General features: G+C 62.4%; 20 protein-coding genes and 2 pseudogenes. 14 read left to right on the forward strand and 8 right to left on the reverse strand.

Features of this window, described 5'->3' with window-relative positions; genetic code table 11:
* Positions 1-49: 49 nt before the first annotated feature.
* On the forward strand, positions 50-1,012 hold the full coding sequence (locus AC07OP_RS19575) for a Dyp-type peroxidase (protein ID WP_495102207.1): 963 nt from the start codon (positions 50-52) through the stop codon (positions 1,010-1,012).
* 78 nt (positions 1,013-1,090) lie between these two features.
* On the opposite strand, the gene AC07OP_RS19580 is transcribed toward AC07OP_RS19575, so the two are convergent.
* Positions 1,091-1,963, reverse strand: coding sequence for an undecaprenyl-diphosphate phosphatase (locus tag AC07OP_RS19580; protein ID WP_108574877.1), 873 nt, complete (start codon positions 1,961-1,963; stop codon positions 1,091-1,093).
* Between the two features lie 177 nt (positions 1,964-2,140).
* On the opposite strand from AC07OP_RS19580, the gene AC07OP_RS19585 reads away from it, so the two are divergent.
* Positions 2,141-2,647, forward strand: coding sequence for a GNAT family N-acetyltransferase (locus AC07OP_RS19585; RefSeq protein ID WP_141157413.1), 507 nt, complete (start codon positions 2,141-2,143; stop codon positions 2,645-2,647).
* Here the strand turns inward: AC07OP_RS19585 and AC07OP_RS19590 are convergent.
* Complete coding sequence (locus AC07OP_RS19590; RefSeq protein WP_027607569.1) at positions 2,625-3,569, reverse strand: GlxA family transcriptional regulator; 945 nt, start codon at positions 3,567-3,569, stop codon at positions 2,625-2,627. The genes AC07OP_RS19585 and AC07OP_RS19590 overlap by 23 nt on opposite strands.
* Before the next feature lie 172 nt (positions 3,570-3,741).
* Between AC07OP_RS19590 and AC07OP_RS19595 the strand changes: the two are divergent.
* From AC07OP_RS19595 to AC07OP_RS19605, 3 genes and pseudogenes are all read left to right on the forward strand, one after another.
* Positions 3,742-4,369, forward strand: a pseudogene (locus AC07OP_RS19595) (TetR/AcrR family transcriptional regulator).
* Complete coding sequence (locus tag AC07OP_RS19600) at positions 4,366-5,043, forward strand: type 1 glutamine amidotransferase domain-containing protein (protein WP_495102208.1); 678 nt, start codon at positions 4,366-4,368, stop codon at positions 5,041-5,043. Before AC07OP_RS19595 ends, AC07OP_RS19600 begins: the two are co-directional and overlap by 4 nt.
* Before the next feature lie 78 nt (positions 5,044-5,121).
* On the forward strand, positions 5,122-6,246 hold the full coding sequence (locus AC07OP_RS19605; RefSeq protein ID WP_115488561.1) for an alkene reductase: 1,125 nt from the start codon (positions 5,122-5,124) through the stop codon (positions 6,244-6,246).
* Positions 6,247-6,503: 257 nt separating this feature from the next.
* Here AC07OP_RS19605 and AC07OP_RS19610 read toward each other — a convergent pair whose 3' ends face one another.
* Both AC07OP_RS19610 and AC07OP_RS19615 read right to left on the reverse strand, forming a co-directional pair.
* On the reverse strand, positions 6,504-7,502 hold the full coding sequence (locus AC07OP_RS19610) for an NAD(P)H-quinone oxidoreductase (protein WP_495102209.1): 999 nt from the start codon (positions 7,500-7,502) through the stop codon (positions 6,504-6,506).
* Positions 7,499-8,731 carry a YbfB/YjiJ family MFS transporter gene (locus tag AC07OP_RS19615; RefSeq protein WP_495102210.1) on the reverse strand — a complete coding sequence of 411 codons (1,233 nt, stop codon included), beginning with the start codon at positions 8,729-8,731 and terminating at the stop codon, positions 7,499-7,501. Before AC07OP_RS19615 ends, AC07OP_RS19610 begins: the two co-directional genes overlap by 4 nt.
* A gap of 112 nt (positions 8,732-8,843) precedes the next feature.
* Here AC07OP_RS19615 and AC07OP_RS19620 point away from each other — a divergent pair, with 112 nt between their 5' ends.
* Both AC07OP_RS19620 and AC07OP_RS19625 read left to right on the forward strand, forming a co-directional pair.
* Positions 8,844-9,719, forward strand: coding sequence for a LysR family transcriptional regulator (locus AC07OP_RS19620; RefSeq protein ID WP_098479784.1), 876 nt, complete (start codon positions 8,844-8,846; stop codon positions 9,717-9,719).
* A gap of 81 nt (positions 9,720-9,800) precedes the next feature.
* Positions 9,801-10,187, forward strand: a complete 387-nt coding sequence (locus AC07OP_RS19625) for a DoxX family protein (RefSeq protein ID WP_053128802.1) — start codon at positions 9,801-9,803, stop codon at positions 10,185-10,187.
* 144 nt (positions 10,188-10,331) lie between these two features.
* On the opposite strand, the gene AC07OP_RS19630 is transcribed toward AC07OP_RS19625, so the two are convergent.
* The 3 genes from AC07OP_RS19630 to AC07OP_RS19640 form a co-directional block, all read right to left on the reverse strand.
* Positions 10,332-11,150 carry an alpha/beta fold hydrolase gene (locus AC07OP_RS19630; protein WP_480444410.1) on the reverse strand — a complete coding sequence of 273 codons (819 nt, stop codon included), beginning with the start codon at positions 11,148-11,150 and terminating at the stop codon, positions 10,332-10,334.
* 89 nt (positions 11,151-11,239) lie between these two features.
* Positions 11,240-12,631: an alginate export family protein gene (locus AC07OP_RS19635; protein WP_495102211.1), complete on the reverse strand. Its 1,392-nt coding sequence runs from the start codon at positions 12,629-12,631 to the stop codon at positions 11,240-11,242.
* Positions 12,628-13,524 (reverse strand): VOC family protein, encoded by an 897-nt coding sequence (locus AC07OP_RS19640; RefSeq protein WP_495102212.1) that lies wholly within the window; start codon positions 13,522-13,524, stop codon positions 12,628-12,630. Before AC07OP_RS19640 ends, AC07OP_RS19635 begins: the two co-directional genes overlap by 4 nt.
* Positions 13,525-13,737: 213 nt before the next feature.
* Between AC07OP_RS19640 and AC07OP_RS19645 the strand changes: the two are divergent.
* Positions 13,738-13,947: pseudogene (locus AC07OP_RS19645) on the forward strand (NAD(P)-dependent alcohol dehydrogenase); the annotation flags it as partial.
* A gap of 264 nt (positions 13,948-14,211) precedes the next feature.
* On the opposite strand, the gene AC07OP_RS19650 reads toward AC07OP_RS19645, so the two are convergent.
* The gene (locus AC07OP_RS19650; RefSeq protein ID WP_495102213.1) at positions 14,212-14,508 is read right to left on the reverse strand and encodes a hypothetical protein; all 297 of its coding nucleotides are present in this window, start codon (positions 14,506-14,508) and stop codon (positions 14,212-14,214) included.
* Positions 14,509-14,724: 216 nt separating this feature from the next.
* Here AC07OP_RS19650 and AC07OP_RS19655 point away from each other — a divergent pair, with 216 nt between their 5' ends.
* From AC07OP_RS19655 to AC07OP_RS19680, 6 genes are all read left to right on the forward strand, one after another.
* Positions 14,725-15,369: a secretin and TonB N-terminal domain-containing protein gene (locus AC07OP_RS19655; protein WP_330216481.1), complete on the forward strand. Its 645-nt coding sequence runs from the start codon at positions 14,725-14,727 to the stop codon at positions 15,367-15,369.
* Entirely contained in the window at positions 15,366-15,911 is a 546-nt protein-coding gene (locus AC07OP_RS19660) for an RNA polymerase sigma factor (RefSeq protein ID WP_027607555.1), read from the forward strand. The genes AC07OP_RS19655 and AC07OP_RS19660 overlap by 4 nt, the downstream gene beginning before the upstream one ends.
* A 37-nt stretch (positions 15,912-15,948) precedes the next feature.
* Positions 15,949-16,875 carry a FecR family protein gene (locus tag AC07OP_RS19665; RefSeq protein ID WP_115488568.1) on the forward strand — a complete coding sequence of 309 codons (927 nt, stop codon included), beginning with the start codon at positions 15,949-15,951 and terminating at the stop codon, positions 16,873-16,875.
* A gap of 424 nt (positions 16,876-17,299) precedes the next feature.
* Positions 17,300-18,994, forward strand: coding sequence for a ShlB/FhaC/HecB family hemolysin secretion/activation protein (locus AC07OP_RS19670; protein WP_495102214.1), 1,695 nt, complete (start codon positions 17,300-17,302; stop codon positions 18,992-18,994).
* 21 nt (positions 18,995-19,015) lie between these two features.
* Positions 19,016-25,015, forward strand: a complete 6,000-nt coding sequence (locus AC07OP_RS19675; protein ID WP_495102215.1) for a two-partner secretion domain-containing protein — start codon at positions 19,016-19,018, stop codon at positions 25,013-25,015.
* Entirely contained in the window at positions 25,012-25,314 is a 303-nt protein-coding gene (locus AC07OP_RS19680; RefSeq protein WP_495102216.1) for a MafI2 family immunity protein, read from the forward strand. The genes AC07OP_RS19675 and AC07OP_RS19680 overlap by 4 nt, the downstream gene beginning before the upstream one ends.
* Positions 25,315-25,972: the final 658 nt, after the last annotated feature.

A 25,972-nucleotide genomic window follows, 5' to 3' on the forward strand; every position in this document is an offset into this window, starting at 1 on the left:
TCTGCTAACCTGCGCGGGTTCACTCCCGCCCTTAGCCTGGATTTGCCCCATGCCGACTTCCTCCGTTCAGCCGCCTCTTGAACCGCAGTCCGTCTGCCACCCGATCACCAGCAGCGCGATCTTTATGGTCGCCACCATCGTCCCCGGCAGTGAAGACAGCGTGCGCGCCTGGTGCGCAGACATCGCCGGGCTGGTGCGTTCGGTGGGCAAGCGCGTGCCGGCGGGCAACCTCACCTGCGTCTGCGGCTTTGGCTCGCAGGCCTGGGACCGCTTGTTCGGCGCACCGCGCCCGGCGGCGTTGCACCCGTTTCGCGAGTTCGGTGTGGAAGGGCGCATGGCGGTGTCGACGCCTGGCGACATCCTCCTGCATATCCGCGCCGAGCAGATGGACCTGTGCTTTGAACTCGCCACCCAACTGATGACCGTCCTGGGCGATAACGTGAAGGTGGTGGATGAAGTCCAGGGTTTCCGCTACTTCGACATGCGCAGCATCATCGGCTTTGTCGACGGCACCGAGAACCCGGTGGGGCGCAAGGCCGTGGGCTTCACTATCGTTGGCGACGAAGACCCCGGATTCGAAGGCGGCAGCTACGTGCTGGTGCAGAAGTACCTGCACAACATGACCGCCTGGAACGGCCTGACGGTCGAAGCCCAGGAGAAGGTGATCGGGCGTACCAAGCTGGCTGATATCGAGTTAGGCGAAGACGCCAAGCCGAGCAATGCCCACAGCGCCCTGACCGTGATCACCGACGAGAACGGCGAAGAAGTGAAAATCCTGCGCGACAACATGCCCTTCGGCCGCCCCGGTGCCGGGGAGTTCGGCACCTATTTCATCGGCTACGCACGCTCGCCGCAGCCGCTGGAGCAGATGCTGGAAAACATGTTCGTCGGCCGCCCGGCAGGCAACTACGACCGCTTGCTCGACTTCAGCACGGCGGTCACCGGCGGGTTGTTTTTCGTGCCATCGGCCGACCTGCTCGAAGCACTGGCGGAGCGTACGGGCGGGCTATAAGGCAAGGCAGTTCAAATGTGGGAGGGGGCAAGCCCCCTCCCACATGAGATTGATGCCGGGTTGAGACGGGGTGTTATATCAACCCAGCAACCCGGTACTGACCGACACAATCAGGAACACCCCCAGCAGCGCACGATAGATCACAAACGGCCAGGTGGAGAAACGCTCGAGGAACTTCATCAGGCCCCAGATCGCGAAGAACGCCGAGACGCTGGCCACCACCAGCCCGAACAACAAATGCGGCCAGGCATGGGCGGGCATATCGGCATGCAGCAGCACCCACAGCTCCTTCAAACCGGCGAGGGCGATGGCGGGCAGGCCCAGCAGGAAGGAAAAGCGCGCGGCTTCTTCGCGTTTGAAGTTGAGGAACAGGGCCGCGGTGAGGGTCGAGCCGGAACGCGATACGCCCGGAATCAACGCGCCGATCTGCGCGACCCCGACGATCAGCGCATCCCGCAGACGCATCTGGCTGACCTCGCGGGTATGCCGGGCACGCAGCTCGGCCGCCGCCAGCAGCACCGCCATTACCACGCAGGAAATACCGATCACCAGCAGCCCGCGCAACGGCGAATTGCAGGCGTTCAGGGTCGACGACAAGGCCAGGCCGGCGATCCCGATCGGAATGGTCGCCAACACAATCGCCACCGCGAGCTTGAACCATGGATCGTTGTAGTCGCCCCGGCGCACCGCGCCGATGCTGCCCGTGGTCACTTGGCGCACATCGCGCCAGAAGTAACTGACCACCGCCGCCAGTGCCGCAAGCTGCATGGCCGCCGAAAACGCCGAGCCGGGGTCTTGCCAGCCGAGCAGGGCGGGCACCACACGCATATGGGCGGTGGAGGAGACCGGCAACAATTCGGTAATGCCCTGGATCACGCCCAGGATAAAGATCTGCAGGTAATCCAGGGAGGCGAAGCCCACATCCAGGCCGGCGGTACAGACGTTGGTCAAAGTGCGTGTCCTTGAAAAAGTGGCGAGCCGGCGGAGTTTATTCGAAATGTTTCAGCGCTTCGGCAGGGCTCGCCGCTATTTGCAATCGGTTCAGCAAGTAGAAAGGTTCGCGGAGCTATTGGACTGCGCCGAGGTTTTGTGAACAATGGCGCCCTGCGTTTTTTGACCGAGAGCCCCATGCCTGAAACCACCGTGGAATTGATCCAGACCGGCCCCGAAGAAGCCGAGCTGATCCGCAATCTCTACCAGTACTACGCCTATGAATCGTCGGACTGGGAGCAGGAAGATGTCGAGGCGGACGGCCGTTTCTACATCCATGACCAGCACCTGAACCGCTACTGGCAAGACCCGCACTGGAGCGCCAACCTGTTGCTGGTGGACGGTTATATCGCCGGCTTCCTGCTGATCGAGGGCAGCGAGTTGCCGGGTGTCGACGCCCTGGAACTGGCCGACCTGTTTATCCTCAAGCGTTATCGTCGCAAAGGCATCGGCCGCGCCATCGCCACCCAGGTGTTGTGCAGCGGCGAGGCGGATTGGCTGGTGCGGTTTTATGACCAGGACGAAGTGTCCCAGGCGTTCTGGCGTACGGTGCTGGATAACCTGCCGCGCCCGGTGCAGGCCCTTGAACTGGCGGATGACCCGCAGTTGATGAGTTACCTGGTTACGCGGGCGGTGTTGCATTAAAGGTGTGCTGCATCGCCTGGGGCGGCTGCCCGAACGCCCTTAGAAACGCCTGGCGCATGCGCTCGCGATCACCGAAACCTGTTTCGCGGGCCACCACTTCCACCGGGTGACGGCTGGTTTCCATCATCGCCCGTGCGGCTTCCACCCGCAGGGATTCGATGGCCTTGGCCGGCGTCTGCCCGGTTTCTTCGCGAAATACCCGGCTGAATTGACGTGGGCTCAGCCGGGCCACCTCGGCCAGGGCGTCCACCGACAGGTCATGGGTGAGGTTTTCGCGGGCGTAGGCCAGGGCCAGTTGCACGCGGTCGGACTTGGGGTCCAGCTCCAACAGTGCAGACAACTGCGATTGCTCGCTGCCCCGGCGCTGGGCGATCACCAGCTTGCGCGCAATGCGCCGGGCGAGGTCGCTGCCCAGGTCGTTCTCCACCATGGCCAGCGCCATGTCCACCCCGGCACTCATGCCGGCGCCGGTCCATACCTGGCCGTCGACGATGAACAGCTTGTCTTCTTCCAGGCGGATGTCCGGGTAGCGCTTGCGAAAGGCCGGCGCGTGGATCCAGTGGGTGGTGGTGCGCTTGCCGTCGAGCAAACCGGCCTCGGCCAGCACGAAGATGCCCATGCACAACGAGGCGACACGCCGCGATTGAGCCGAGGCGGCCTTGACCAGTGCCAGCAGGTTGGCCTCGGGCAGGCGAAACTCCAGGTAACCGCTGACGATCAGCGTGTCATAGCCTTGGGGCCGCAGGGGCGAGGTGTTCACCGAGAAGCCCTGGGACGTCATCACGGCGCCGCCGCTTTCCGACACCAGGTGAAACTCATAGGCAGGTTCACCGCGCAGCAGGTTCGCGCACTCGAACACCGAGCCCAGGCTGAGGCTCAGGGATTGGAAGTTCGGGTAAACCATCAGCGCAACGCTGTGCATCGCATGTCTCCAGGGGCGTGGGAGGGTGGATTGTCGGCGGCTGCCGGGAAAACGGCAACCGACTTCGGGTCATGTCCGGAATCCTTGCGCATATGACATTGTGAGGGGTTGGCGCGGCCCCTAACATTCCCTCAACGAACTAGACGACTGGTCTAATCGGACGGAGTGAAGCATGAGCAGCGAAACTAAAAGTGCACGGCAGACCATTCTCGACACGGCGCAATTGATTGTCGGCCGCAAAGGTTTTTCTGCGGTGGGCTTGAACGAAATACTGCAAGCCGCCGAGGTGCCTAAAGGGTCGTTCTATCACTACTTCAACTCCAAGGATGGCTTCGGTGTCGTGTTGCTCGACACCTACTTCGACAACTACGTGCACGGCATGCAGCAACTGTTCGACCAACCCGGTTTATCCCAGCACGCCAAGTTGATGCGTTATTGGCAGGCCTGGATCGACAATCAGACCGGCTGCACCGATGCGGGCAAATGCCTTGCCGTCAAACTGGGTGCGGAGGTGTCAGACCTTTCAGAGCCCATGCGCCTGGCGCTGGAACGTGGCACGTCGCGCACCATCGATTTACTCGCCATCGCCATACAGCGCGGCCTTGAGGACGGTTCCCTGACCGTCGACCAAGCCCCTGCAAGCCTGGCCCGGCGCCTGTACGCGCTGTGGCTGGGGACCAGCGTGATGAGCAAGATCACCCGGACATCCGCGCCTTTCGAGGAGGCGTTGCTGCTGACCCGACAGCTGTTGGGTTGCCCTGGACACACTGACATTCACTGATCGAGGCACTGGAAAATGAAAGTATTAATGGTACTGACCTCTCACGACCAGCTTGGCGACACCGGCCGCAAGACCGGCTTCTGGCTCGAAGAATTTGCCGCACCCTATTACGTGTTCAAGGACGCGGGCGCCGAACTGGTGCTGGCGTCCCCGGCCGGTGGCCAGCCGCCCCTGGACCCGGTGAGTGACGCGCCCGACGCGCAAACCGAGCAGACTCGCCGCTTTGCCGCCGACCCTGCCGCGCAAGAGGCCCTGGCCAGCACGGTCAAGCTGGACACGGTCAACGCTGACGACTTCGACACCGTGTTCTACCCAGGCGGCCACGGCCCGCTGTGGGACCTGGCAGAGTCGCCGGTGTCCATTGCCCTGATTGAGTCCTTCGAGCGTGCCGGCAAGCCCATCGGCTTTGTCTGCCACGCACCGGGCGCCTTGCGCCACGTCAAGGCGGTCAATGGCGAGCCGCTGGTCAAGGGCCGTCGCGTCACCGGCTTCTCCAACTCGGAAGAAGCGGCGGTGGGCCTGACCGAGGTGGTGCCGTTCCTGATTGAAGATGATTTCAAGGCACTGGGCGGCAACTATCAGAAGGGCGCCGACTGGCAATCCTTCGTGCTCGAAGATGGTTTGCTGATCACTGGGCAGAACCCTGCCAGCTCCAGTGACGTGGCCAAGGCGCTGCTCAAACTCACCGCGTAAGTTAATTAACCCTTTCACTCATTGGCGACTTGCAACAGTCGCCAATGGGTTTGCTCGTCTCGAATTTGGAATACCTCAATGACTAACAGCGTTTTAAGTACCCCGGTCAAACTGGGTCATCACACCTTGAACAACCGTATCGTGCTGCCACCGTTGACACGCCAGCGCAGCGCCCAGCCCGGCGATATCGCCACCGACCTGATGGCCGAGTATTACCGCCAGCGCGCTACGGCCGGTTTCATGGTCAGCGAAGGCACGCAGATCGAACCCCGTGGCCAGGGCTATGCCTGGACGCCGGGCATCTACACCCCGGCGCAGATTGACGGCTGGCGCAAGGTCACCGACGCGGTGCATGCCGAAGGCGGGGTGATCTTTGCCCAGTTGTGGCATGTGGGCCGTGTGTCCCATAACGCCTTGCAGCCTGACGGCGCCGCACCGGTGGCACCGTCGGCTATTCAAGCCCAGCAAGCCAAGGCCTTTATCGAGACCGGGCCTGGCACGGGTGAATTGAAGCAACCGCCGGTGCCTCGCGCCTTGAGCGTGCTCGAGATTGAAGAATTGGTCGGGCACTACGCCCAGGCCGCACGCAATGCCCTGGACGCCGGGTTTGACGGCGTGGAAATTCATTCGGCCAACGGTTACCTGGTCAACCAGTTCATTTCGGCCCATGCCAACCAGCGCGACGATGAGTACGGTGGTTCGCTGCACAATCGCCTGCGCTTTTTGCGCGAGATCGTCGAAGCCGTCAGCAAGGTGGTCGGGCCGGAGCGCCTGGGCGTGCGGTTTTCGCCGTTGTTCAGCGGCACCGACCAGGACCGTGTGTACATCGGCCTGGTGGAAGAAGACCCGCACCACACCTACATCGAAGCGATCAAGGTGCTGGAACAGTCGGGCATCGCCTACGTGTCCATCGCCGAAGCGGACTGGGACAACGCCCCCGTGCTGCCCGACAGCTTCCGTGAAGCCGTGCGCAGCACCTTCAGCGGTCGCATTATCTACGCCGGTCGCTACACCGCTGAACGCGGCGCGAAACTGGTGGACGCCGGGCTGGCGGATTTGATTGCGTTCGGACGGCCGTTCATTGCCAACCCGGACCTGCCGCAACGGCTATTCAAGGGCTGGCCGTTGAACCCGCTGCGGGAAGAGGGGATGTATGGTGGCGGTGAGGTGGGCTACATCGACTACCCCACTTACTCCGAGTAAGAACGCGGTCAATGTGGGGGGGCTTGCCCTGATGCCAGCCATTTAAGAAGGGACACTATCACTGTGGTGAGCGGGCTTGCCCCGCGCTGGGTTGCGAAGCAGCCCCAAACATAGCCCCGGAGCTGCCTGACACACTGCAGCGCTCTTATTGGGGCTGCTGCGCAGCCCAGCGCGGGGCAAGCCCGCTCACCACAGCAAGCCCGCTCATTACAGGTTGCTGCTTGCGCCTCACACATTTGCTTTGTGTTGCCTGCTGGTTACTCTACCCGCAACACAATCTTGCCGATATGGTCCCCACCTTCCATCCGCGCATGGGCCTGGGCGGCGTCGGTGTATTCGTAGACCTTGTCGATGATCGGCAGGCAACGCCCGGCCTCCAGTACCGGCCAGATGTACTCGCGCAACTGTTCGGCAATCGCGGCTTTTTCATCCTTGCTGCGCGCACGCAACAGTGAGCCGGTAATCACCGCGCGCTTGCCGAGGATGCTCAACAGGTCGACGTCGTTGGCCTTGGCGCCGCCGAGGAAACCCAGCATCACCAGGTGCCCGTCCATGGCCAGGGCCTTGAGGTTGTTGTTCAGATACGAGCCGCCCATGATGTCGAGGATCACATCCACACCCTGGCCGTTGGTCTGTTGCGCAATGACCTCGGCAAAATCCTGCTCGCGATAATTGATCGGCTCGCCGCCCAGTTGGGCGATGGCTGCGCATTTGTCGGCGCTGCCGGCAGTGGCGAAGGCCTGGATGCCGAATTCGCGGCACAGCATCAGCGCGGTCGTACCGATGCCGCTGGTGCCGCCGTGGATCAGCACGCTCTGGCCGGTGTGGGCATCGCCGAGGCCGAACAGGTTGGCCCACACGGTGAAGAAGGTTTCCGGCACGGCAGCGGCTTGAATCCAGTCCATGCCTTCAGGAATCGGCAGCGCCTGGCTGGCGGGCACCGTGCAGAACTGCGCATAGCCGCCGCCATTGGTCAGGGCACAGACCTTATCGCCCACGGCGAATTCGCTCACGCCGTCGCCCAGCGCGGCAACTTCGCCCGCCACTTCCAGGCCAGGCAGCGGGTTCATGCCGGGTTTCATCGGGTACTTGCCGGCGCGTTGCAGGGCGTCGGGGCGATTCACACCGGCCGCATGCACGCGAATCAGGATCTCGCCGGGGCCCGCCACCGGTACATCTGCCCGGCGTGGTTGCAGCACCTCGGGGCCACCGGGGGTGGTGATTTCGATCAGGGTCATTTCTTTGGGAAGCGTCATTTCAGATTACCTGCAGCGATGAGCGTATGGGGTGGGACCGCGTCGGACGGTCGACGGTTCAGCAGGCGCATGCCCGGTTCCAGGGCCAGGGCGACCACTATCGCCCCGGCGGCGATCAGGAACAACAGCGCATGCTGGCCTCCGCTGACGTTGAACAGGGCGGAATAGGCAAACCCCGAGAGTGCCTGGAAAGTCGCAAAGGACACCGTGGCACGGCTCCACGCAACCTGCTGCTGATGATGGTCGGGGAGCAGTTCGTGCACCCGCGCCAGCGCCAACGGCACGATGCCCGGCGGGAAAGAACCGAGGATCACCGCGAGGACCGCCAGGCCAGTCAACGAGCCGGCAAACGGCAACGCACCGACGGCAATTGCCTGCACCACCAGCACCACGCGGATGCTCAAGCGCGCCCCCAGTTTGTCTGCCAGGAACCCGTAGGTGACCGGCCCGACAATCGACCCCAGGCCGTACATCACCCAGATCATCGCGCCGATATGCGCCCCGGCCCCCAGGCCACGGGCCACGTAATCCACCAGGAACACCATCGCCGGTACCAGCCCCGCGGCCATAAAGGCGTATTGGGCGAACAGCAGGTACACGCCGGAAGGCGTTGCTACGGCTGCGCCGGATGGCGGCGCGTCTTCATGCAGCGTGCCCGCCGGCCAGGCGAACCAGCTGGCGGCGGTCAACACCACGGCCAGCAGGCCGAGGCCGAACCAGGTCTGCTGCAAGCCCAGGCTCAGCAGCGGCGGCACCAGCGTGCCGGAACCGGCGATGCCCAGGCCGATGCCGAGGAAGATCGCGCCACTGGCCAGGCCCCGGCGTGCAGCCGGTACATGGGGCAACACGGTCGCCGCCACCAGCACCATGATTGCGCCACCGGCAATCCCCGACAGCAGGCGCCAAGCGAAGAACCACACCACCGACAGCGGGAAGCCACAGGCGAAGAACGCCAGGGTCACCGTCACCATCATGATGCGCAGCGCGGTCCTGTTCGAGGTGCGCTGGGCAATGGGCCGCCCGATCAGCGCGCCGATCAGGTAACCCACCAGGTTGGCGGCACCGAGGTATACCACGTCATTGGCGCTGAACCAGTGGGCCTGGATCAGCGACGGAATCAACGGCGTGTACGCAAAGCGTGCCAGGCCGATGCTGACCAGGCTGGCGCACAGGCCGGCGAAGATCGGCAGCCACACGGAGCGGCGGGGTGGGGCGTGAGTGTCGAACATGATGGCGGTCCTGGGTATTTTTCTCTGGTGCCCAGCATATCCAGGTTTTTGGATGCAATAATGCAGCGAATACACGTCGCTGTGATGCAGATATGCAGCATAAGGAGACCGCATGAATTGGGATGATGCACGGGTGTTCCTGGCGGTTTGCCGCGAGTCGACGTTGCGCGGGGCCGCACGGGTATTGGGGGTCGACCAGGCCACAGTCGGGCGGCGGGTCAACGCCCTGGAAAAGTCCCTGGGTGCCACGCTGTTCCTGCGCACCTCCGAAGGCTACGCCCTGACCGCCGTCGGCGAGGCCGCCCTGCACTCGGTGGAAAAAATGGAACGCTCGGCCCTGGAACTGGAGCGCCAGATCCAGGGCCTGGATGACCGCCTGACCGGCACCGTACGGGTCAGCACCACCGACTCCCTGGCCATCGACTTCCTGATCCCGGCGATTGCGCGCCTGCACGTCCAGCACCCGGATGTGCGCGTGCAGCTCGACGCGTCTACCCAGTTCCTGAGCCTGGCCAAACGCGAGACCGACATCGCCGTGCGCAACACCCGCCCGGACAGCCCCGACCTGATCGCCCGGCGTCTCGCGCGCTGGCCGGTGGGGTTGTTTGCGTCCCAGGCCTATATCGATCGCCAGGGTACGCCGGAGCCGGGCAGCCTGTTTGAAGGGCATGATCTTGTGGTCTATCAACCGTACCTGCAAACCCAGAAGGACATGACCCTGGTCTCGGAACCCCTGGGCCGTGGGCGCATCGTCGCCGCCCTGAGTTCCAGCCTGTTGGTGCGCCGCTCCATCGCCGCCGGGATCGGCATCGGCGAAATCCCGATCCTCACCGGCGAGCGCGACGGGCTGGTGCGCCTGTGGCCGGAGCGCACGCGGCCGTTGCCCTACGACGTCTGGCTGGTGACCCACGCCGACCTGCGCCACACCGCACGGGTGCGGGCGGTGATCGATGAAATCGTCGCGGGGTTTGCCGGCACCGGGGAGTGAGGTCAGCACACGGTTGCAAGCGTGCGTACCGCTCTGTGGACACAATCGAGGTCGATAACGTGTCAACCCACCGGAGCGCATATGAACGAATCAAGACACCAGGACCTGGGGCTGTTGTTTCTGCGAGGCAGCGGGGCGCTGTTCCTGCTATGGGTGCATGGCTTGCCCAAGTTGCTCAACTACAGCGAGCAGTTGAAGCTGATCGAAGACCCGTTTCACCTCGGCGCCCATGTCACCTTGCTGCTGGCGATCTTCGCCGAAGTGCTGTGCCCGCTGCTGATCATCGCCGGGGTGCTGGTGCGCCTGGCGTGCCTGCCGATTCTGGCGGTGCTGTTGATTGCGATGGTGGTGGTGCATCCGGAGTGGACGCTGCTGGAAGGGCAATTCGGCTGGCTGCTGTTGATCATTTTCACCAGCATCCTGATTGCCGGACCAGGGCGCCTGGCACTGGAAAAAAAGGCCGGGTAAACCAACCCCTGTAGGAGCGAGCTTGCTCGCGAAGAACTCTAGAGCGACGCGTGAAATCTGATTTACTGCGTCATCGTTGACGATCTTCGCGAGCAAGCTCGCTCCTACAGGGGGAGTGGCGTGCCGGCCAAAGGAGCGGGTGTTTCAGCGCTGCAGGAACGCCAGCAGGTCTTCGTTCAGGGCCTGAGCGTGGGTCACGGCAAAACCGTGGGGCGCATCCTTGTACACCTTCAGTTCGGCGCCCTTGATCATCTCGGCCGCCACCTTGCCGGTGGTCTCGAACGGCACGATCTGGTCGCCGTCACCGTGGATCACCAGGGTCGGCACGTCGATCCTGGCCATGTCCGGGCGGAAGTCGGTCTCGGAGAAGGCGGTGACGCAATCCACGGTCGACTTGAGGGACGCCAGCATGGCGATCTGCAGGGTCTGGGTCAGCGTACCTTCGGAAACGACCTGGCCCTTGTTGATGCCGAAGAACGGCGTGTTGAAGTCAGCGATGAACTGCGCACGGTCTTTCAGCAACCCGGCCTTGATGCCGTCGAACACTTCGGTCGGCACGCCCTGGGGGTAATCGGGCTTCTGGCCGAAGATCGGCGTCACTGCGCCCAGCAGCACCAGGCCGGCCACGCGTGCACTGCCGTGGCGTGCGATGTAGCGGGCGACGTCGCCGCCGCCCATGGAGAAGCCCACCAGGGTCACGTCCTTGAGGTCCAGGTGTTCGATCAACTGCGCGATGTCGTCGGCGAAGGTGTCGTAGTCGTTGCCGGTCCAGGGCTGGTCCGAGCGGCCAAAGCCACGGCGGTCGAACGCGATGGTGCGAAAGCCACGGCTGCTGAGGTATTCCATCTGGTATTCCCACATGTCGGCATCCAGCGGCCAGCCGTGGCTGAACAGCACGGGCTTACCGCTGCCCCAATCCTTGAAGTAGATCTGGGTACCGTCTTTGGCAACGAATGTGCTCATGGAAAACTCCTTGATTGAGGGACTGAAAAACCAGCCTCACTATTGCCCGAAACCGGGCCGGGGGCTTGTACGGGTGTGCTTGCCTGGGGTCACCAACTGAACTTGAGCTCGACCCCCAGGTAATTGCTGTCATCGCCGCCGGCATCGCGCAAGGTGCGGCCGACCGCGTAGTGCACCGCTTCAACCGCGCCGGTGAGGTTCGGCGTAAACACATAGTCGGTACGCAGCTGACCATAGGCACCGGTCCAGCGTTCCCCCTGTCCTGCGGTGCCGGCGACCGGCAGGTTCGGCTGGGTGTACACCGCGTCGCTGGTGGTCTGGCGCCACAGCAGGCCGACGGCGGTCTGCACGCTGAGCTTGTCGATGGGCTTGACGGTGATCGACGGTTTGACGTGGATCAGGTTGCTGTAGCCCGTATAGCCGGCCAGGGAAAAATAGTAGCCGTTGGGGAACAGCGGGTTGAACGTGCCGACGGTGCCGTCCCCGGTCTTGCGGTCGCCCGAGGCAATGTCCAGCTGCAGGCCGATGCGCGGCTTCCACGCCAGGCTCTCGAAGGTGTACCCCGTGCGGCTGCCGCCGGCCCAGGCGCGAATATCCTTGCTGCCCACCGAGCCGCTTTGCAGCATGGCTTCGATGTCCCAGTCGAACCCCAGGGCCGCACCGCCCAGGCGTGCGTCGAACAGGTGGCGGGTTTCATCGCCGTCCGCGTCGAGGTAATGCGCGGCGCTGCGTTCGTACACGCCGTAGTAGGCCGACAGCTCATTCTTGCCGCCCACCAGCCGCTCGACCCGCAGCATGTGGAAGCGCGCGTCACGGTTGGATGTGTCGTCGAAGTGCCGCTCGTCCTGATACTGCACCGGCTGGCTGGCAATCCCGATAAAGCGCCAGTTGGGCGTTTCCCAATCGGCCCACAGCGCATCGAAGGATTGCCGCACATTCGGGCCGTCCCGCGATGAGATGAAACGCTGCAGGTCGAAGGCGAAGTCCTGGCGCCCGACACGCGCCTTGAGCGTACCGCTGCCGAAGGCATTGACGTATTCGGCGAAGGCCAGGCGCAGATCGACGCGGTTCTGGTCGGCGCCGCCGACCGTGGTCTTGTCGTAGGCGCGTACGTCTTCGAGTTGGGTGAAGAGCCGCCAGTGTTCATTCAAGTGCAGGTCGGCGTGCAGCTGGAAGCGCTGGATCAGGTAGCGATCTCGCTTCACGTCCTTCACCCCAAAACCACTGGCATCGTTCATCTCGAAGCGCTCGCGCAGCGTCGCCCCCAATGACAAATAGGTGAACGGGTTGGCGCTGGACAGCGGGATGTACTTCACGCTGTCCAGCGGTTGCGTGCGCAACGCCGGATCCTTGAGCACCGACCAGTCTTCCTGCCAGCGGTTGGTCTTGATGGCCGGTCGTGCCGGTTGCTCGTCGGCGTAGGCGCTGCCGACCAGCAGCGGCCACAGCACGGCCAGGCCCCAGCCTGTGCGGCGAATCATTTTGCGGCGTGGAACTGGTGAATTTCCGCGACGTAGCCGCCGGGGAACTCCACCACGGCGCTGCGACGGCCCTTGCTGTCAAAGGCCGGCACCAACACCTTGGCGCCGGAGCCGGTGGCCTTGCCCAGCGTGGCTGTCAGGTCAGGCACTTGGTAACCGGTGGTCTCGTGGCCGAAGGGGTAGGGCAGGTGGCCGTTGGTGACCAGCACCGCCATGCGCCCGAATGCCGACTCGATATCGACGCGACGGTAAGTGCCAGTGGCCTGACCCACATCGACGCCAGGCGCGTGTTTGTCATCGGCCAGGACCTTGCCGTGGGAGAAGCCCAGAAACGCTTTGATAAAGGCGTCAGCGCGATCGGTGGACAGGTACACGCGGTTTTCCGGCACGGTCTGGAACGCCGCGTAGTCCGGGGTCTTGGTGTGCCAGTAGAGCTGCATGTTCACGCCGCCCGGCCATTGCACCACGGCGTCTCGGCCGATCGGGTCCGGGAAGTCGCTGACGATAACGGCGGCGCCGTTTTCCCGCGCCGCGTTGAGCGCCGCGTCCATGTCCTTGACCAGGTAGCCGTTGCGTTCCTGGCCGAAGGGGTGCGGGATCGGCGTGGTGAAACCGAACAGCGACACCATGCCCGCCGGCGTCTGCAGCAATTGCGAGGTGGTGCTGCTCGGCACCGGCAGCACGTTCACCACCACCTGGGGCGTGCTCTTGCCGCCAAAGGTGGCGAGGAAACTCTGGGCGAAACGCTCCACATCCGCCGGGGCCACATACACGTGGCTGGTGTCGTATTGCGGCGCCACGGCCACGCTCGGGGTTGCCGCGAAGGCATTGCCCATCATTGCGCCCGCCAGCAGCGTCAATGCCACCGATACCTTGATTGCTTTGCTGCCCATGCCCACTCTCCAACACTTCTACGGGATTGAAAGCCGTGAGGTTAGGGGCAGGCAGGCGATGGAAATTGTACAGGCGTGCTCGGTTGAACGGTTCAGCGTCTATGCTGGCCCACTGATCTCTACCGTCAGATCACACAGGTGAACGAAATGGCCAAGACCTACAGCGACGCCGCCCAGAACGCCACGGATGCCCTCAAGCCCTTTACCTTCTAGCGCCGCAGCCTGGCCGGTTCGCTGATCGGCGGGATCCAGGAGACCCAGGACATGCTCGACTTCTGCGCCACGCACGGGATTGTCTCGGACGTGGAGATGATCGACATCCAGGGCATCAACGAGGCGTATGAGCGCATGCTCAAGGGCGATGTGAAGTACCGGTTCGTGATCGATATGGACAGCTTGAAAAAGGAAAGCCACGCGGCTTGAAAACTGCTCTGGGAAACACTGGGAGCAATGTAGGAGGGGGGCTTGCCCCGCGCTGGGCTGCGAAGCAGCCCCAGGAAAGAAGAACGCGGTGTATCAGACACTCTGTAGGGGCTGGTTTTGGGGCTGCTTCGCAGCCCGGCGCGGGGCAAGCCCGCTCACCACAACAGCCCTATGTGCCGGGGGGACAGCATTTAGACAAAGTTGTGTAGATACCTATGCCCCTCCCACATGGGTGCTGTGTTGCTCAAACGGTCATCGAACACCTCAAGGCCGCTGCGGCTTCACCGAGGTGCCGAAGGTGTTGCCCATGCGCACGCTGGTCGCCGCCGGGGTGGCCAGGCCGACCTTGTTCGGCTGGCGTTTTTCCACGGCAATACCTTGCGCCTCGCGGTTTTTCTTCGCGGCTTTGGCCGCATTCGTGTCGTTGCCCATCTGCTGGCTCAGGCAGCCATAGTCGGGCGCCTTGTAGCCATCCACCGAGACTTCGGCGCAGTTGCCGGCGTGGGCCAAGGGCAGGGCCGTGCACAGCAACAGGCTGGCGAGGAGCGGTAAGCGTTTCATCAAGGCCTCCTGGCGGGCCCGAGGGGGTGGGCCGGTTGGTGTGCAAGTCTAGTGCAGCGGGCCTCTCGTCACCGTGATGTTTTTTTTGCTATCACCGTAACATCAGGTTCATAAATTGGCCTCAGGATGACGGTTTTCTAGGGCGCGTCGGCCGTGCAGCGATGCAGAGCAGGGGGTGAACAGGGGGGCTGGAGGCGCGCCGTATGCGCCCTGGTCTTGCTGTTGCTGCTGGCCGGTGGTCGCGTCGCGCAGGCGGAGTCACCGCTGCTGCTGTTGAACCTGCCGGCGCAGGACCTGGAACATGCACTGCAAGCGTACAGCCGCGCCACCGGAATGGCGGTGCTGGTCGACCGCGAACTGACGCGGGGCCGGCGTTCCATCAGTGTGCGCGGACGTTTTACGGCGCAGGAGGCTCTGGCGATGTTGCTGACGGGGAGTGGCCTGATGGCGCGTTATGCACGCGATGATGCGTTCACCTTGCAGTTGCCCGCGGTCAGCCAGCCGCCTGCCACCCGTGGTGCGGCGGCACGCAACGCCGCACGGATCAACAACAGCTACGCCACGGCCTTGCAGCAGGCCATCGAGACCAGCCTGTGCCGCTCGCCGCTGACCCGGCCCGGCAGTTTCCGCGCGCTGGTACAGGTGTGGGTCAACCCCCAAGGGCTGATCGAACACAGTCGGTTGGTCAGCTCCACCGGCGACGAACAACGCGATGAAGCACTGGTACGCAACCTGGGCACCACGCGGGTCGAACGACCGGCACCGAGCTCGCTGCGTCAACCGGTGACTTTACTTTTGATGCCCGACACCACAGGAACGCGCATGGAATGCACAGCAGCAAACGGAGCCTGGGGCGGATGAAAAATACCGGGCACAGTACGATGGTCGGCTTGTTCCTGGCCTCCTACGACGACTTCAAGGTGCGTTTGCGCAAGCGCCTGGGCTCGGAGGACCTGGCCAACGATGTGCTGCACGAAACCTACCTGCGGGTCGACCGCATGGAAGTGCCGCCCAACCTGGCGCAACCCAATGCCTACCTGTACCGCATGGCCTTGAACATCGCCGCCGACCGCCGCCAGGCCGACGCGCGCTTGCTCACCGGCAGCGAGGTGGAAGAACTGCTGCAAAGCGCCGACGAAGCCCAGGACCCGTCACGGGTGGTGGGCGGCCAGAAAGAAATCCAGTCCCTGGTCAAGGCGCTCTACGAACTGCCGGCCCGCCGCCGCAAGATCCTTATTGCCGCCCGCCTGGAAGAAGCCCCGCACCTGGAAATCTCCCAGCGTTTCGGCATTTCCACGCGCATGGTCGAGAAGGAAATCAAGGCCGCCCTGGGCCACTGCGCCAAGCGCCTGGAAAGAAAAGTGATCCAGCGGTTCGGTCCCGGGGCCGGAAAACCGTCTTAGAGTCGAGTCCCTGATAAAACCGTGAGTATTTGCGCGCTTGAACATTTTTAGCCTCAGTGCCACTCGGCAATCCGCCGCCAGCCCCCTGCACGACGAAGCCCGCGACTGGCTGGTCCTGCTGACCTCGGGCCGCGCCACCGTGGCCGATGCCAAGGCGCTCAAGGCCTGGTGTGCGCAAAGCCCCGAGCATGCCCAGGCGTTCGAGCAGGCCAAGGCGATGTGGCAGCAACTGGCCCCGGCGCTTGAGCAAGTCTCGCAGCCGCGCAGCTTTGGGCGCCGGGCGTTCCTGGGCGGCGCGATTGCCGCATCGGCTGCCGTGGTCATGGTGCACGTCGGTTCCCCCGGTGGTTTTGCCGGCCTCACGGCGGACTATCGCACCGAAGTCGGCGAACAGCGCCAAGTGCTGTTAAGCGACGGCGTCAGCCTGGAACTCAACACCCAGACGCGCGTCAGCCGCGTGGGCCAGGGGCTTGAATTGCTCGAAGGCGAAGTCGAGGTGATCGCCCATTCCGCACAACCGCTCAAGGTGCTGGCGGGCGAAGGCTGGGTGAGCGCGGCGCAGGCACGTTTCAATCTGCGCAACACCGACCGCACGGTGTGCGTGACCTGTATCGAGGGCTGGCTGTCGGTGGCCGTGGCCGGGCGCAGCGTGCGCCTGGAAAGCGGCCGGCAACTGAGCTACGACGCGTCCGGCCTGGGCGAACCGGTGGTGGTGGACACCCAGGCGGTCGTGGCCTGGCGCGAACAAGTGCTGGTCTTCAACAACGCCACCCTGGCCACGGTGGTGGACGAAATCAACCGCTACCGCCCGGGGATGCTGGTGCTGCTCAACAAGCAACTTGGCCAACGGCGCGTCCAGGCGCGGTTCAGCCTGCAGCAGTTGGCAGGGGTGGCGCTGTTGATTCGGGATGCGTATGGGGCCAAGTGTACGGAGTTGCCGGGTGGGGTGGTGTTGTTGAGTTGAGGGCCTGCCGCTCGTCGGGTAACTCCGATTTTTACGCTGTAAAAGAGCCGCGATCACCCGTTGTTCTACGCCTGTCGCTTTCAGGTATGCCTGTGTGCTCATGGGCTGAGCGACCGGTCTTTCCCCTCTGACAGACCTCCTTTCTTATCTTCTCTGAATTTTCTCTTTTGTTTGTAGGGGAAGAGATTTTTAACGTATGAAAAAACCAGGAAACACGCTCTTCAAGTCTCACTGCCTATCCGATTTCTTCCTTCGACTTACATTGTTCGGAAGCCTCTGACAGTCCTCGAACGGCTGTGTGACAGGCAGGGCGACGACGTCAAAAACGCCGAACTTTTTGTAACTTTTCCTTTTTTCCTTAAGCGTTTCAGCCTCGGCAGCATGGGTGCTCTTTCCATTTGAGTACCTGTGTGAGGGTGAAGGGATGCCAGCTGTTTTCCGACCTGCGCTGCTGGGGATGGCGCTGCTTTCAGGTCCGCTTTTTGCCGCGTCCACCGTGTCGCCCGGCGACCGTGAACTGGCCCGTGAGCGTCAGCAGAAAGTGTTGGAAGAACAGCGTCGCCGCCTTGAAGACCTGCAACACCTGCCGGGCCAGATCGCTGCACCAACCGCCCCCGCGCCGCTGGACGACGGCCAGTGCATCACCCTCACGCGCATCAATGTCGAAGGCGCTGCGTTGCTGTCCGCGGGCCAGCGGCAGGCGTTGCTGGAGCCCTGGCAGGGGCGTTGCCTGGGGGTGCCTCAACTCAACGCAGTGCTTAAAAGCCTCACTGATCATTACCTGCATCGCGGCTACGTCACCACCCGCGCCTACCTGCCGCAGCAGGACCTGAAAAATGGCGAGCTGACCATCATTGTGGTGGAAGGACGCCTTGAAGGACTCGACAGCTCATCGCTGGCCAGCCCGCTGGAGTCCGCCATGACCTTCCCCGGCACCGTGGGTGAGGTGCTCGACCTGCGTGAGCTGGAGCAATGGGTGGATCAGCTGTCGCGCTTGCCCTCGCGCCAGCCGCAGCTTGAGGTCCTGCCGGGGCAGGCGGTGGGCGGCAGTCGCGTGACGCTTAAAGGCGAGCGCTTCAAACCCTGGCGCGTCTCGGCCAACCGTAACAACCATGGCGATACCAGCACCGGTCGCCAGCAGGCCGGTATCGGCCTGGACTGGGACAGCCCCCTGGGCCTGGCGGATCAGTTGAACCTGCGGGCCAACCGCGACACCGTCAGCGACCGCTGGCGCCATTCCCACAGCCAGAACCTGTTCTACAGCCTGCCGTATGGTTGGTGGACCTTCAATTTCAGCCACGGCCAAAGCTACTACCGCACGCGTAACGACCTCTCCGGGTTTGCCTTTGCGCTGTCAGGTGAAACCTCCAGCCAGCAGTTGCGCGCCGAACGCGTGCTGCACCGCGATAACCTGGGCAAGACGGCATTTAACCTGGGCCTGAGCCACCTGCGCACCCGCAACTACCTGGAAGACGCGCTGCTGCGCACCTCCAGCCATCGCATCACTGAGCGTCAACTGGGCTTCAACCATGGCCGCCGAATCGGCAATGCCTTTCTCAATCTCGATGCCGGTTGGCAACAGGGCATCGGTGCCCTGGACGCCCAGCGCGATCTCTCCAGGCAGCGCGGCGCGCCTACTTCGCGCTATCAGAAATACACCCTGACCCTCAGCTATTTGCAGTCCTTCCGCTGGCTGGGCCAGTACTGGAGTGTCGACAGCCTTGCTACCGGCCAACACGCCGAAGACGAACTCTATGGACCACAACGCCTGAGCGTCGGCGGCCTTGGTGCTGTGCGCGGGTTTCAGCAACAGAACCTGTCGGGCAACAGCGGCGGCTACTGGCGCAGCCAGGTGCGCTGGCGCCAACCGGTTGCCTGGGATGCGCTGCGCCCCTGGGTGCACGAAGTGGGCGTGGGCTTTGGCTACGACGTCGGTGTGATCAGCCGCGGCCCGCATAACCCCGGGGTCGCCGGGCGCCTTACCGGCCATGCCTGGGAGTTCAGCGCACGCGGCACTCACCTTGCGGCGTCGCTGGTGCTCGCCCGTTCCCTGGAGCGCCCGGCCGTCGTTGAACGCCGCGAACACCCGATCTACGCCCGAATCGAGCTGTTTTTCTAATAACAACAAGGAACCTTGCCTATGGACGTGCGCAGCCCGTTTCACCAGTGCCTGGCCCTGAGCCTGGCGGGAATCATCTTCCTCAACCCCATTGTTGCCGCCGCCGCAGAGCTGAGCGTGGACCCGGCCAGCCCTGGCACCAGCGTCGGCCATGCACCCAATGGCGTGCCGGTGGTGAATATCGCCGGGCCCAATGGCAGCGGGCTGTCCCATAACCTGTTCACCGACTACAACGTCGGCAGCCAGGGGCTGATCCTCAATAACGCCACCCAGGCCACGCAACACACCCAACTGGGGGGGGTGATCCTCGGCAACCCAGGCCTGCAAGGGCGACCCGCCAGCGTGATCCTCAACGAAGTCACCGGTGGCAACCGCAGCCACTTGGGGGGCTACACCGAGGTGGCCGGGCAGGCCGCGCGGGTGATCGTCGCCAATCCCCATGGCATCACCTGCAATGGCTGCGGGTTTATCAATACGCCTCGCGCGACATTGACCACCGGCAAGCCAGTGATCGAGGGCGGGCGGCTGGATCACTTTCGCGTAGAGGGCGGCGATATTGCAGTGGAGGGCGCCGGGCTCAATGCACGCAATGTCAGCCAGTTCGACCTGATTACCCGTACCGCCAAGCTGAATGCGCAGTTGCATGCCGACCACCTCACCGTCATCACCGGCCGTAACGATGTCAGCGCCGACAGTTTGCAGGCCCACGCCCATGCCGAGGATGGCTGGGACAAACCGCAACTGGCCATCGACGCCAGCGCACTCGGCGGGATGTACGCCGGGACGATTCGCCTGGTGGGCACTGAACAGGGCGTAGGCGTAAGGCTGGCGGGCGATATGGCCAGCACCGCCGGCGACATTGTGATCAACGCCAATGGTGGCCTGAGCCTGTCCCACACCACCAGCGTCGGCGCACTCACTGCCAAGGCCGAGTCGATTGACTTGCAGGGCCCGACCTTTGCGATGGGGGATGTCAACCTGCAGGCCCAGGGTGACTTGGTGGTGCGGCAAACCCTGGCCAGTGCCGGGAATGTGAGCGTGGAAGGCACCTCGGTCAGCAACCAGGGCAAGGTTGTCAGCGGCATCCTGGAAGATCAGCGTATCGCGGGCAAACAGCTGGCCATCCAGGCCCAGCGCCTGGATAACCAGGGTGAACTCAACGCCAGTGGCCACCTGGAAATCACCAGCGGCAACGTCGATAACAACGGCCGGATCGCCGCCGACAGCGCGAGAATCGAAGCTCGCCAGGCCCTGAGAAACAACGGCCAGGTCGTCACCGCCCGCGAACTGGACATTGTCGCCAATCAGGCCATCAACCACGCCGGTACGATTCATGCCGAAGGCGATCTGAGCCTGGTCGCCGACACCGTCGACAACAGCGGCAAGATCGTGGGGGCGGGCAGTGAGCTGAGTATTGCGGCCGGCACGTTCACCAACGCTGGCGAACTGCTCGGCGACCACCGTCTGCAACTGCAGATCGATGGCGATCTGAAGAACACCGGCCTCATCGCCGCCAAAGGCGATGCCGTCATCAGCGCATCAAACCTCACCCAAGACCACGGCCAGATCCTCAGCGGTCAAGACATCCAACTGCGCGTGCGCGATGTACTGCACAACCTCGGCGTGCTCAGCGCAGCGCGGCATATGCAGATCAATGCCGCTCAGTTGAATAACCATGGGAGCGTCGGCAGCCAAGGTCATTTCCTGCTCACTGCCAACGTCTCCAACACCGGCCTGCTGTTCAGCGGCGGCGACCTGCACGTGCGCGGCGAGCATTTCAGCAACCTCGAAGGTGATCTCTACAGCGTCGGTGATTTCAGTTTCACCGGCACGCGCTTCAGTAACCTCTCCGGCAGCGTGGAAACCGAAGGCAACCTGCACATCAACGCCCGTGAGTTCGAAAACGCCCGCACCCACCTTGCCCTCGAACGCGAACTGGTCGGCGGCAGCATCCAGTGGGTCTGCGGCCAGCACTGCGACGGCGACGACAGCTTCAAGCGCGGCACCATCTATATCAGCGAAACCTGGCGCGAAACCGCCGCGCCTAACTCCACCCAGGCCGCGCGACTGGTGGCCGGCAAACACCTGAGTATCGACGCGCATACCCTGGAAAACCGCTACAGCCTGCTCGCCGCCAATGGCGACATGCACCTCGCCGCCCACCGTCTTATCAACCAGGGCGCGGCCTCCCAGACCGGTACTTCCAGCACCATCATCGGCACCCCCGGGCGCATCGACAAAGCCCTGTGGGACCAGATGGAGTTCCACGACCTGCCGGCCTTCAACAATGCGCCGTTCGACCCGGTGCGCTTTGCCGAACTCAAGGCGCGCTCGACAGGGGAGGGCTTCAGCAACCCCGGCACACTCACGACCTGGCGCGAGGATGGTCGCGCAGTCTATGCCGCCACCCTGCAAGCCGGCGGCAGCCTCAACCTGCAGGCCAGCGAGTACCTGCAAAACGGCACCCTGCGTGAAAACACCCTGGCGCAACTGACGGGCGAAACAGGCCACAACCCCAACGACCTCGAACTGAGCCCTGATCGCCTCAGCGAAGACTTGACCCAACCGCCGGAATTCCAACTGCCCAGCGGTGAATACGGGCTGTTTATCCCCAGCAGGAATCCGGGCAGCCCCTACCTGATTGAAACCAATCCACTCTTCACCCACCTTGCCAGCTTTCTCAGTTCCCAGTACCTGCTCGACAAGATCGGCTACAACAACGACGAAGCCTGGCGACGCCTGGGCGACGGCTACTACGAAAGCCGCCTGATCCGTGACGCCGTGCTGGCGAAGACCGGGCAACGCTTTCTCGCCGGGCTGGAGAGCGACGAGGAACAGTTCCGCTACCTGATGGACAACGGCCTCAGCGCCCGCGACAGCCTGCAACTGAGTGTCGGCGTCGGCCTCACCGCGCAGCAGGTGGCGGCCCTGACCCACGACATCGTGTGGATGGAAAAACGCCAGGTGCAGGGCGAAGACGTGCTGGTGCCGGTGCTGTACCTGGCAACGGTCGATGCCCATAACCTGCGGGGCGGCAGCCTGGTGCAAGGCCGGGATGTCAACCTGGTCAGCGGTGGCGATATCGTCAGCGTGGGCACCTTGAAAGCCTCGCAGGATCTGACCGCTATCAGCGATGGCAGCCTGCTCAATGGCGGCACGATCAGCGCCGGTGACCGCATCAGCCTGCTGGCCAGCGACAGTATCCGCAATGCGATGGCCGGTGAGATCCGTGGCAGTCACATCGATCTCACCAGCGTGAGCGGCGACATCATCAACGAACGCACCGCCCACGCCAGGCATCAGGGCGACGGCACCCTCGTCACCCATCTCGACACCGCCAGCCGGATCAGTGCCGGACAGCAACTCACGCTTAATGCCGGTCGTGACATCACCAACCGTGGTGATATCAACAGCGCTGGCGATGCCAGCCTGAGTGCGGGGCGCGACATCAACCTCATCGCCGTCACCGACACCCAACAGGTCCGCACCACGGAAAACGGCGGCCACCGCGTCACCCAACACAGCCGCACTGAACAGCTCGGCGCCAACCTCAACGCCGCCGGTAACCTGAGCCTGCACGCCGGGCGCGACATCACGCTATTGGCCAGCCAGGCCAACGCCGGCAAAGACTTGACCGTCGCCGCCGGTGGCAACCTCCACCTATTGGCCGCCGCCAACGAGACCGATCATGAGGTCAACAGCAAACGCGACGGCGCCAGGGTCCATGAGCAAACCACCCAGGTCCGCCACGTGGGCAGCCAGCTCACTGCCGGCGGCACCCTTACCGCCAGTGCGGGGCAAGACATCGTGCTGCACGCCAGCCAGGTTCGCAGCGGCAAGGATGCGTATCTGGTGGCCGGTGGGCAGTTGCAGCTGCTGAGTGCCAATGACAGCGACTACAGCCTGTATGACTACAAGAAAAAAGGCAGCTTCGGCGCACTCAAGACCCAACGCGACGAAGTCACCGACCTGCGCGCGGTGGGCAGCCAGGTCACCACTGGCGGCAACCTCAACCTGATCAGCGGCGGTGACCAGCTTTATCAAGGGGCCAGGCTGGAAAGCGCTGCGGACATCGCCATCACCAGTGGTGGAGCGGTGACCTTCGAAGCGGTGAAGGACCTGCATCAGGAGAGCCACGAGAAGACCAACAACAACGCATTCTGGGTGTCATCCAAGGGCAAGGGCAGCACTGACGAAACGCTGCGCCAGAGTCAGCTGGTTGCCGGGGGCGCCATTGCGATCAAAGCCGTCGACGGTTTGAAGATCGACATCAAGCAGGTCAACCAGCAGAGCGTCACCCAGTCCATCGATGCGATGGTCAAGGCCGACCCGCAATTGGCTTGGCTCAAGGACGCAGAGCAACGCGGGGACGTGGACTGGCGTCAGGTCAGGGAAGTCCACGACAGCTTCAAGTACAGCCACTCCGGGCTGGGCCCCGCCTCGCAAATGATCATTGCCATTGTGATGTCGGCAGTCATCGGACCCATGGCGGCGGCTGCCGCGGGGGGCGGCGTCGGCGGCGCCATGGTCGGTGCAGTAGCCACCGGCGCGTCGACCAATGCCGGCGTCAGCGTGGTCAATAACCGGGGCAATCTCGGTGCGGTTCTCAAGGATGTGACGGCGTCCGATGCCATCAAGGGCTATGGGATTTCGGCGATCACTGCCGGGCTGACGGTGGGCCATTTCGATCGATGGACCGGCACCCACACCCAGACCGACATAGGCAAAATTGTTACATCCGGCTCGCTGGGCACCTGGAGTGGCGTCGGCCAGTTCGCAGCCAACCAGGCGCTGCAGAACGGCACCTCTGTGTTGCTGAACAAAGCCCTGGGGCAGGGCGGCAGTGTCAGTGACGCGCTGAAAAATGCCTTGTTCAACACCTTGGCGGCCGCCAGCTTCAACCTGGTCGGGGATTACACGAAAAACCTCCTGGCGGACGGCTCGGCCCCGAAGGTGGTGATTCACGCCATGGTCGGTGGGTTGCTGGCAGAAGCCACCGGCGGCGACTTCAAAACCGGCGCATTGGCTGCGGCGGCGAGCGAAGCGCTGGTTGGCCACCTGGATGACTTGGTCAAGGGCAACGACAACCTGCTCACCATGAGCTCGCAGATCGTCGGCGTGCTCGCGGCTGCGGCGCAGAGCGATACGGACGCAGCCAAGCTGGAGACCGGCAGTTGGGTGGCGAAGAACGCCACGCAATACAACTACTTGTCACACAACCAACTGGAGCGAGCCGCCAAACAGATAACGCGATGCACCGACGCCTCCTGCATCGAAGACACGACGCGCAAATTCATAGAACTGAGCCTGCAGCAGGACATTGACGCGATAGTCAGCTGCCAGGCCGACCCCGACTCTTGCGCCGCACGCTCCATGGAAGTCGCCAACACCCAGGCGAACCTCAACGCCATCCGCGATATCGCTGACGACGCCTCGCCTGAGGCCCGGGCAGCAGTACAGAACCTTATCAACGGCAACTACGAATTCCAGGAAATGTTAGCGACCGCCACGACCGAGCACTCGGTGGGTGCGATGGTCGATTCGCTCAAGGCGAAATGGGAACTGAGCGACGCTCAGGCGCAGGACATTGCGGACAATTTGAAGATCGCGCTGGCGGTTGGGGTGGGGACTGCGGCGGGGGTGGTGGCTTATAGGCGGGCTGTGGCGGCGTGGTCGAAAAAAGATTTAACACCTAATGACTTTCCAACGGTAGCTGGCAAAATTAGTCAGAAACAACTTAGACATATCGCTGGAAGGCCCGAGCTTGAGGCCCGAGGAGGCGGTGGTTTTTTGAACAGTGTTGATGACGCACAAAAGGTACTAGATGCTTACCGCATAGGACAGGTCAAGATTTTGGGCAAGAATGCTCAAGGGTATCCGGTGGTAAAATTTGAAAATGTAACCGGAACTAATGTTAACGCTGGAGTAGGAATAACAAACCAGCCAACCAATGTTTTTATCATCAAAGGTACAAAAAGCCCGAGTGTCGTTCCCACCAATCCTAATTGGATACAGAAATGAATAATGCTGAATTAGAAGCTTGGAATTTTCAGGTGTTAATGCTTAGTCAAGCATTGTTGGGTGGGATAACTCCAAATTTCCGGATGGTGGTTTTATCCCGTGAAAGTGGTGTTTGGCTGATTAGGTTTTATCTTGAAAAGCATATTGCGGATGATATTTCTGAGATAGAGGATCTCATGTGTCAATATACTGCATATCAAGGGGTGAGTCTGAAGTGTAGGTCGGAAATTTTCGTTGGGAGTGAAAGTCTACCTAATATGTCTGGGGTTGATAGGGCCGTTTACCGTCGCAAAGAATGATTTCGCAAGGTCAAGGGAGTATCTATTTAGTGTGGGCGTCGAAAGTAATTTCGACTCGAGCCTTTCACTGGGAAAATAATTTGGTAAAAACGTCCTATAACGACATCTGAAAAATATTGCGCAGCAAATTTTACCGATAAGGCAGGCAGTTTGATAACAGCTTTCCCAGCTAAGGCAGCGAACTAATGCCATCTCTCCCAGTGTATGTATGGCGTGAACTTCAATTGGCTATGACGCTGCTGGATGAGAATTCATCTTTAAGGGAGGTTTTTGTGGTGGTTCTTTCGTGGATTAGGGGGGACTACAAATGCTTCACGGTTGAGCCGTTTTCGACCTATAGGTTTGATGAGTTTTCGCACATTGATGAGAATTTAATGCCGGTTGAATTTTCATCATTTCTACTTAGCGATATAGCTCATTTGAAGAAGGTGATTTTTGGGTGTCAAGCTAATGAGACAGAGGCTATTGCGAGATTTCTACGTGACACACTGGAACAGTTGATAACTGTTGAGGTCGATAGGAAATGCCCTAGGTGTCTATCCGACGGGATGCGAATTTTTATCGGTAGATATAACGGGTTGCTTGCTTTCCAGTGTAACGTCTGTGGTCATTCCACTTACTCAGATAGTTATAAGGTGGGTAGTGGAGAGTTGGAGTT

The sequence above is a fragment of the Pseudomonas sp. GW821-FHT09D08 genome (genome assembly GCF_059416305.1).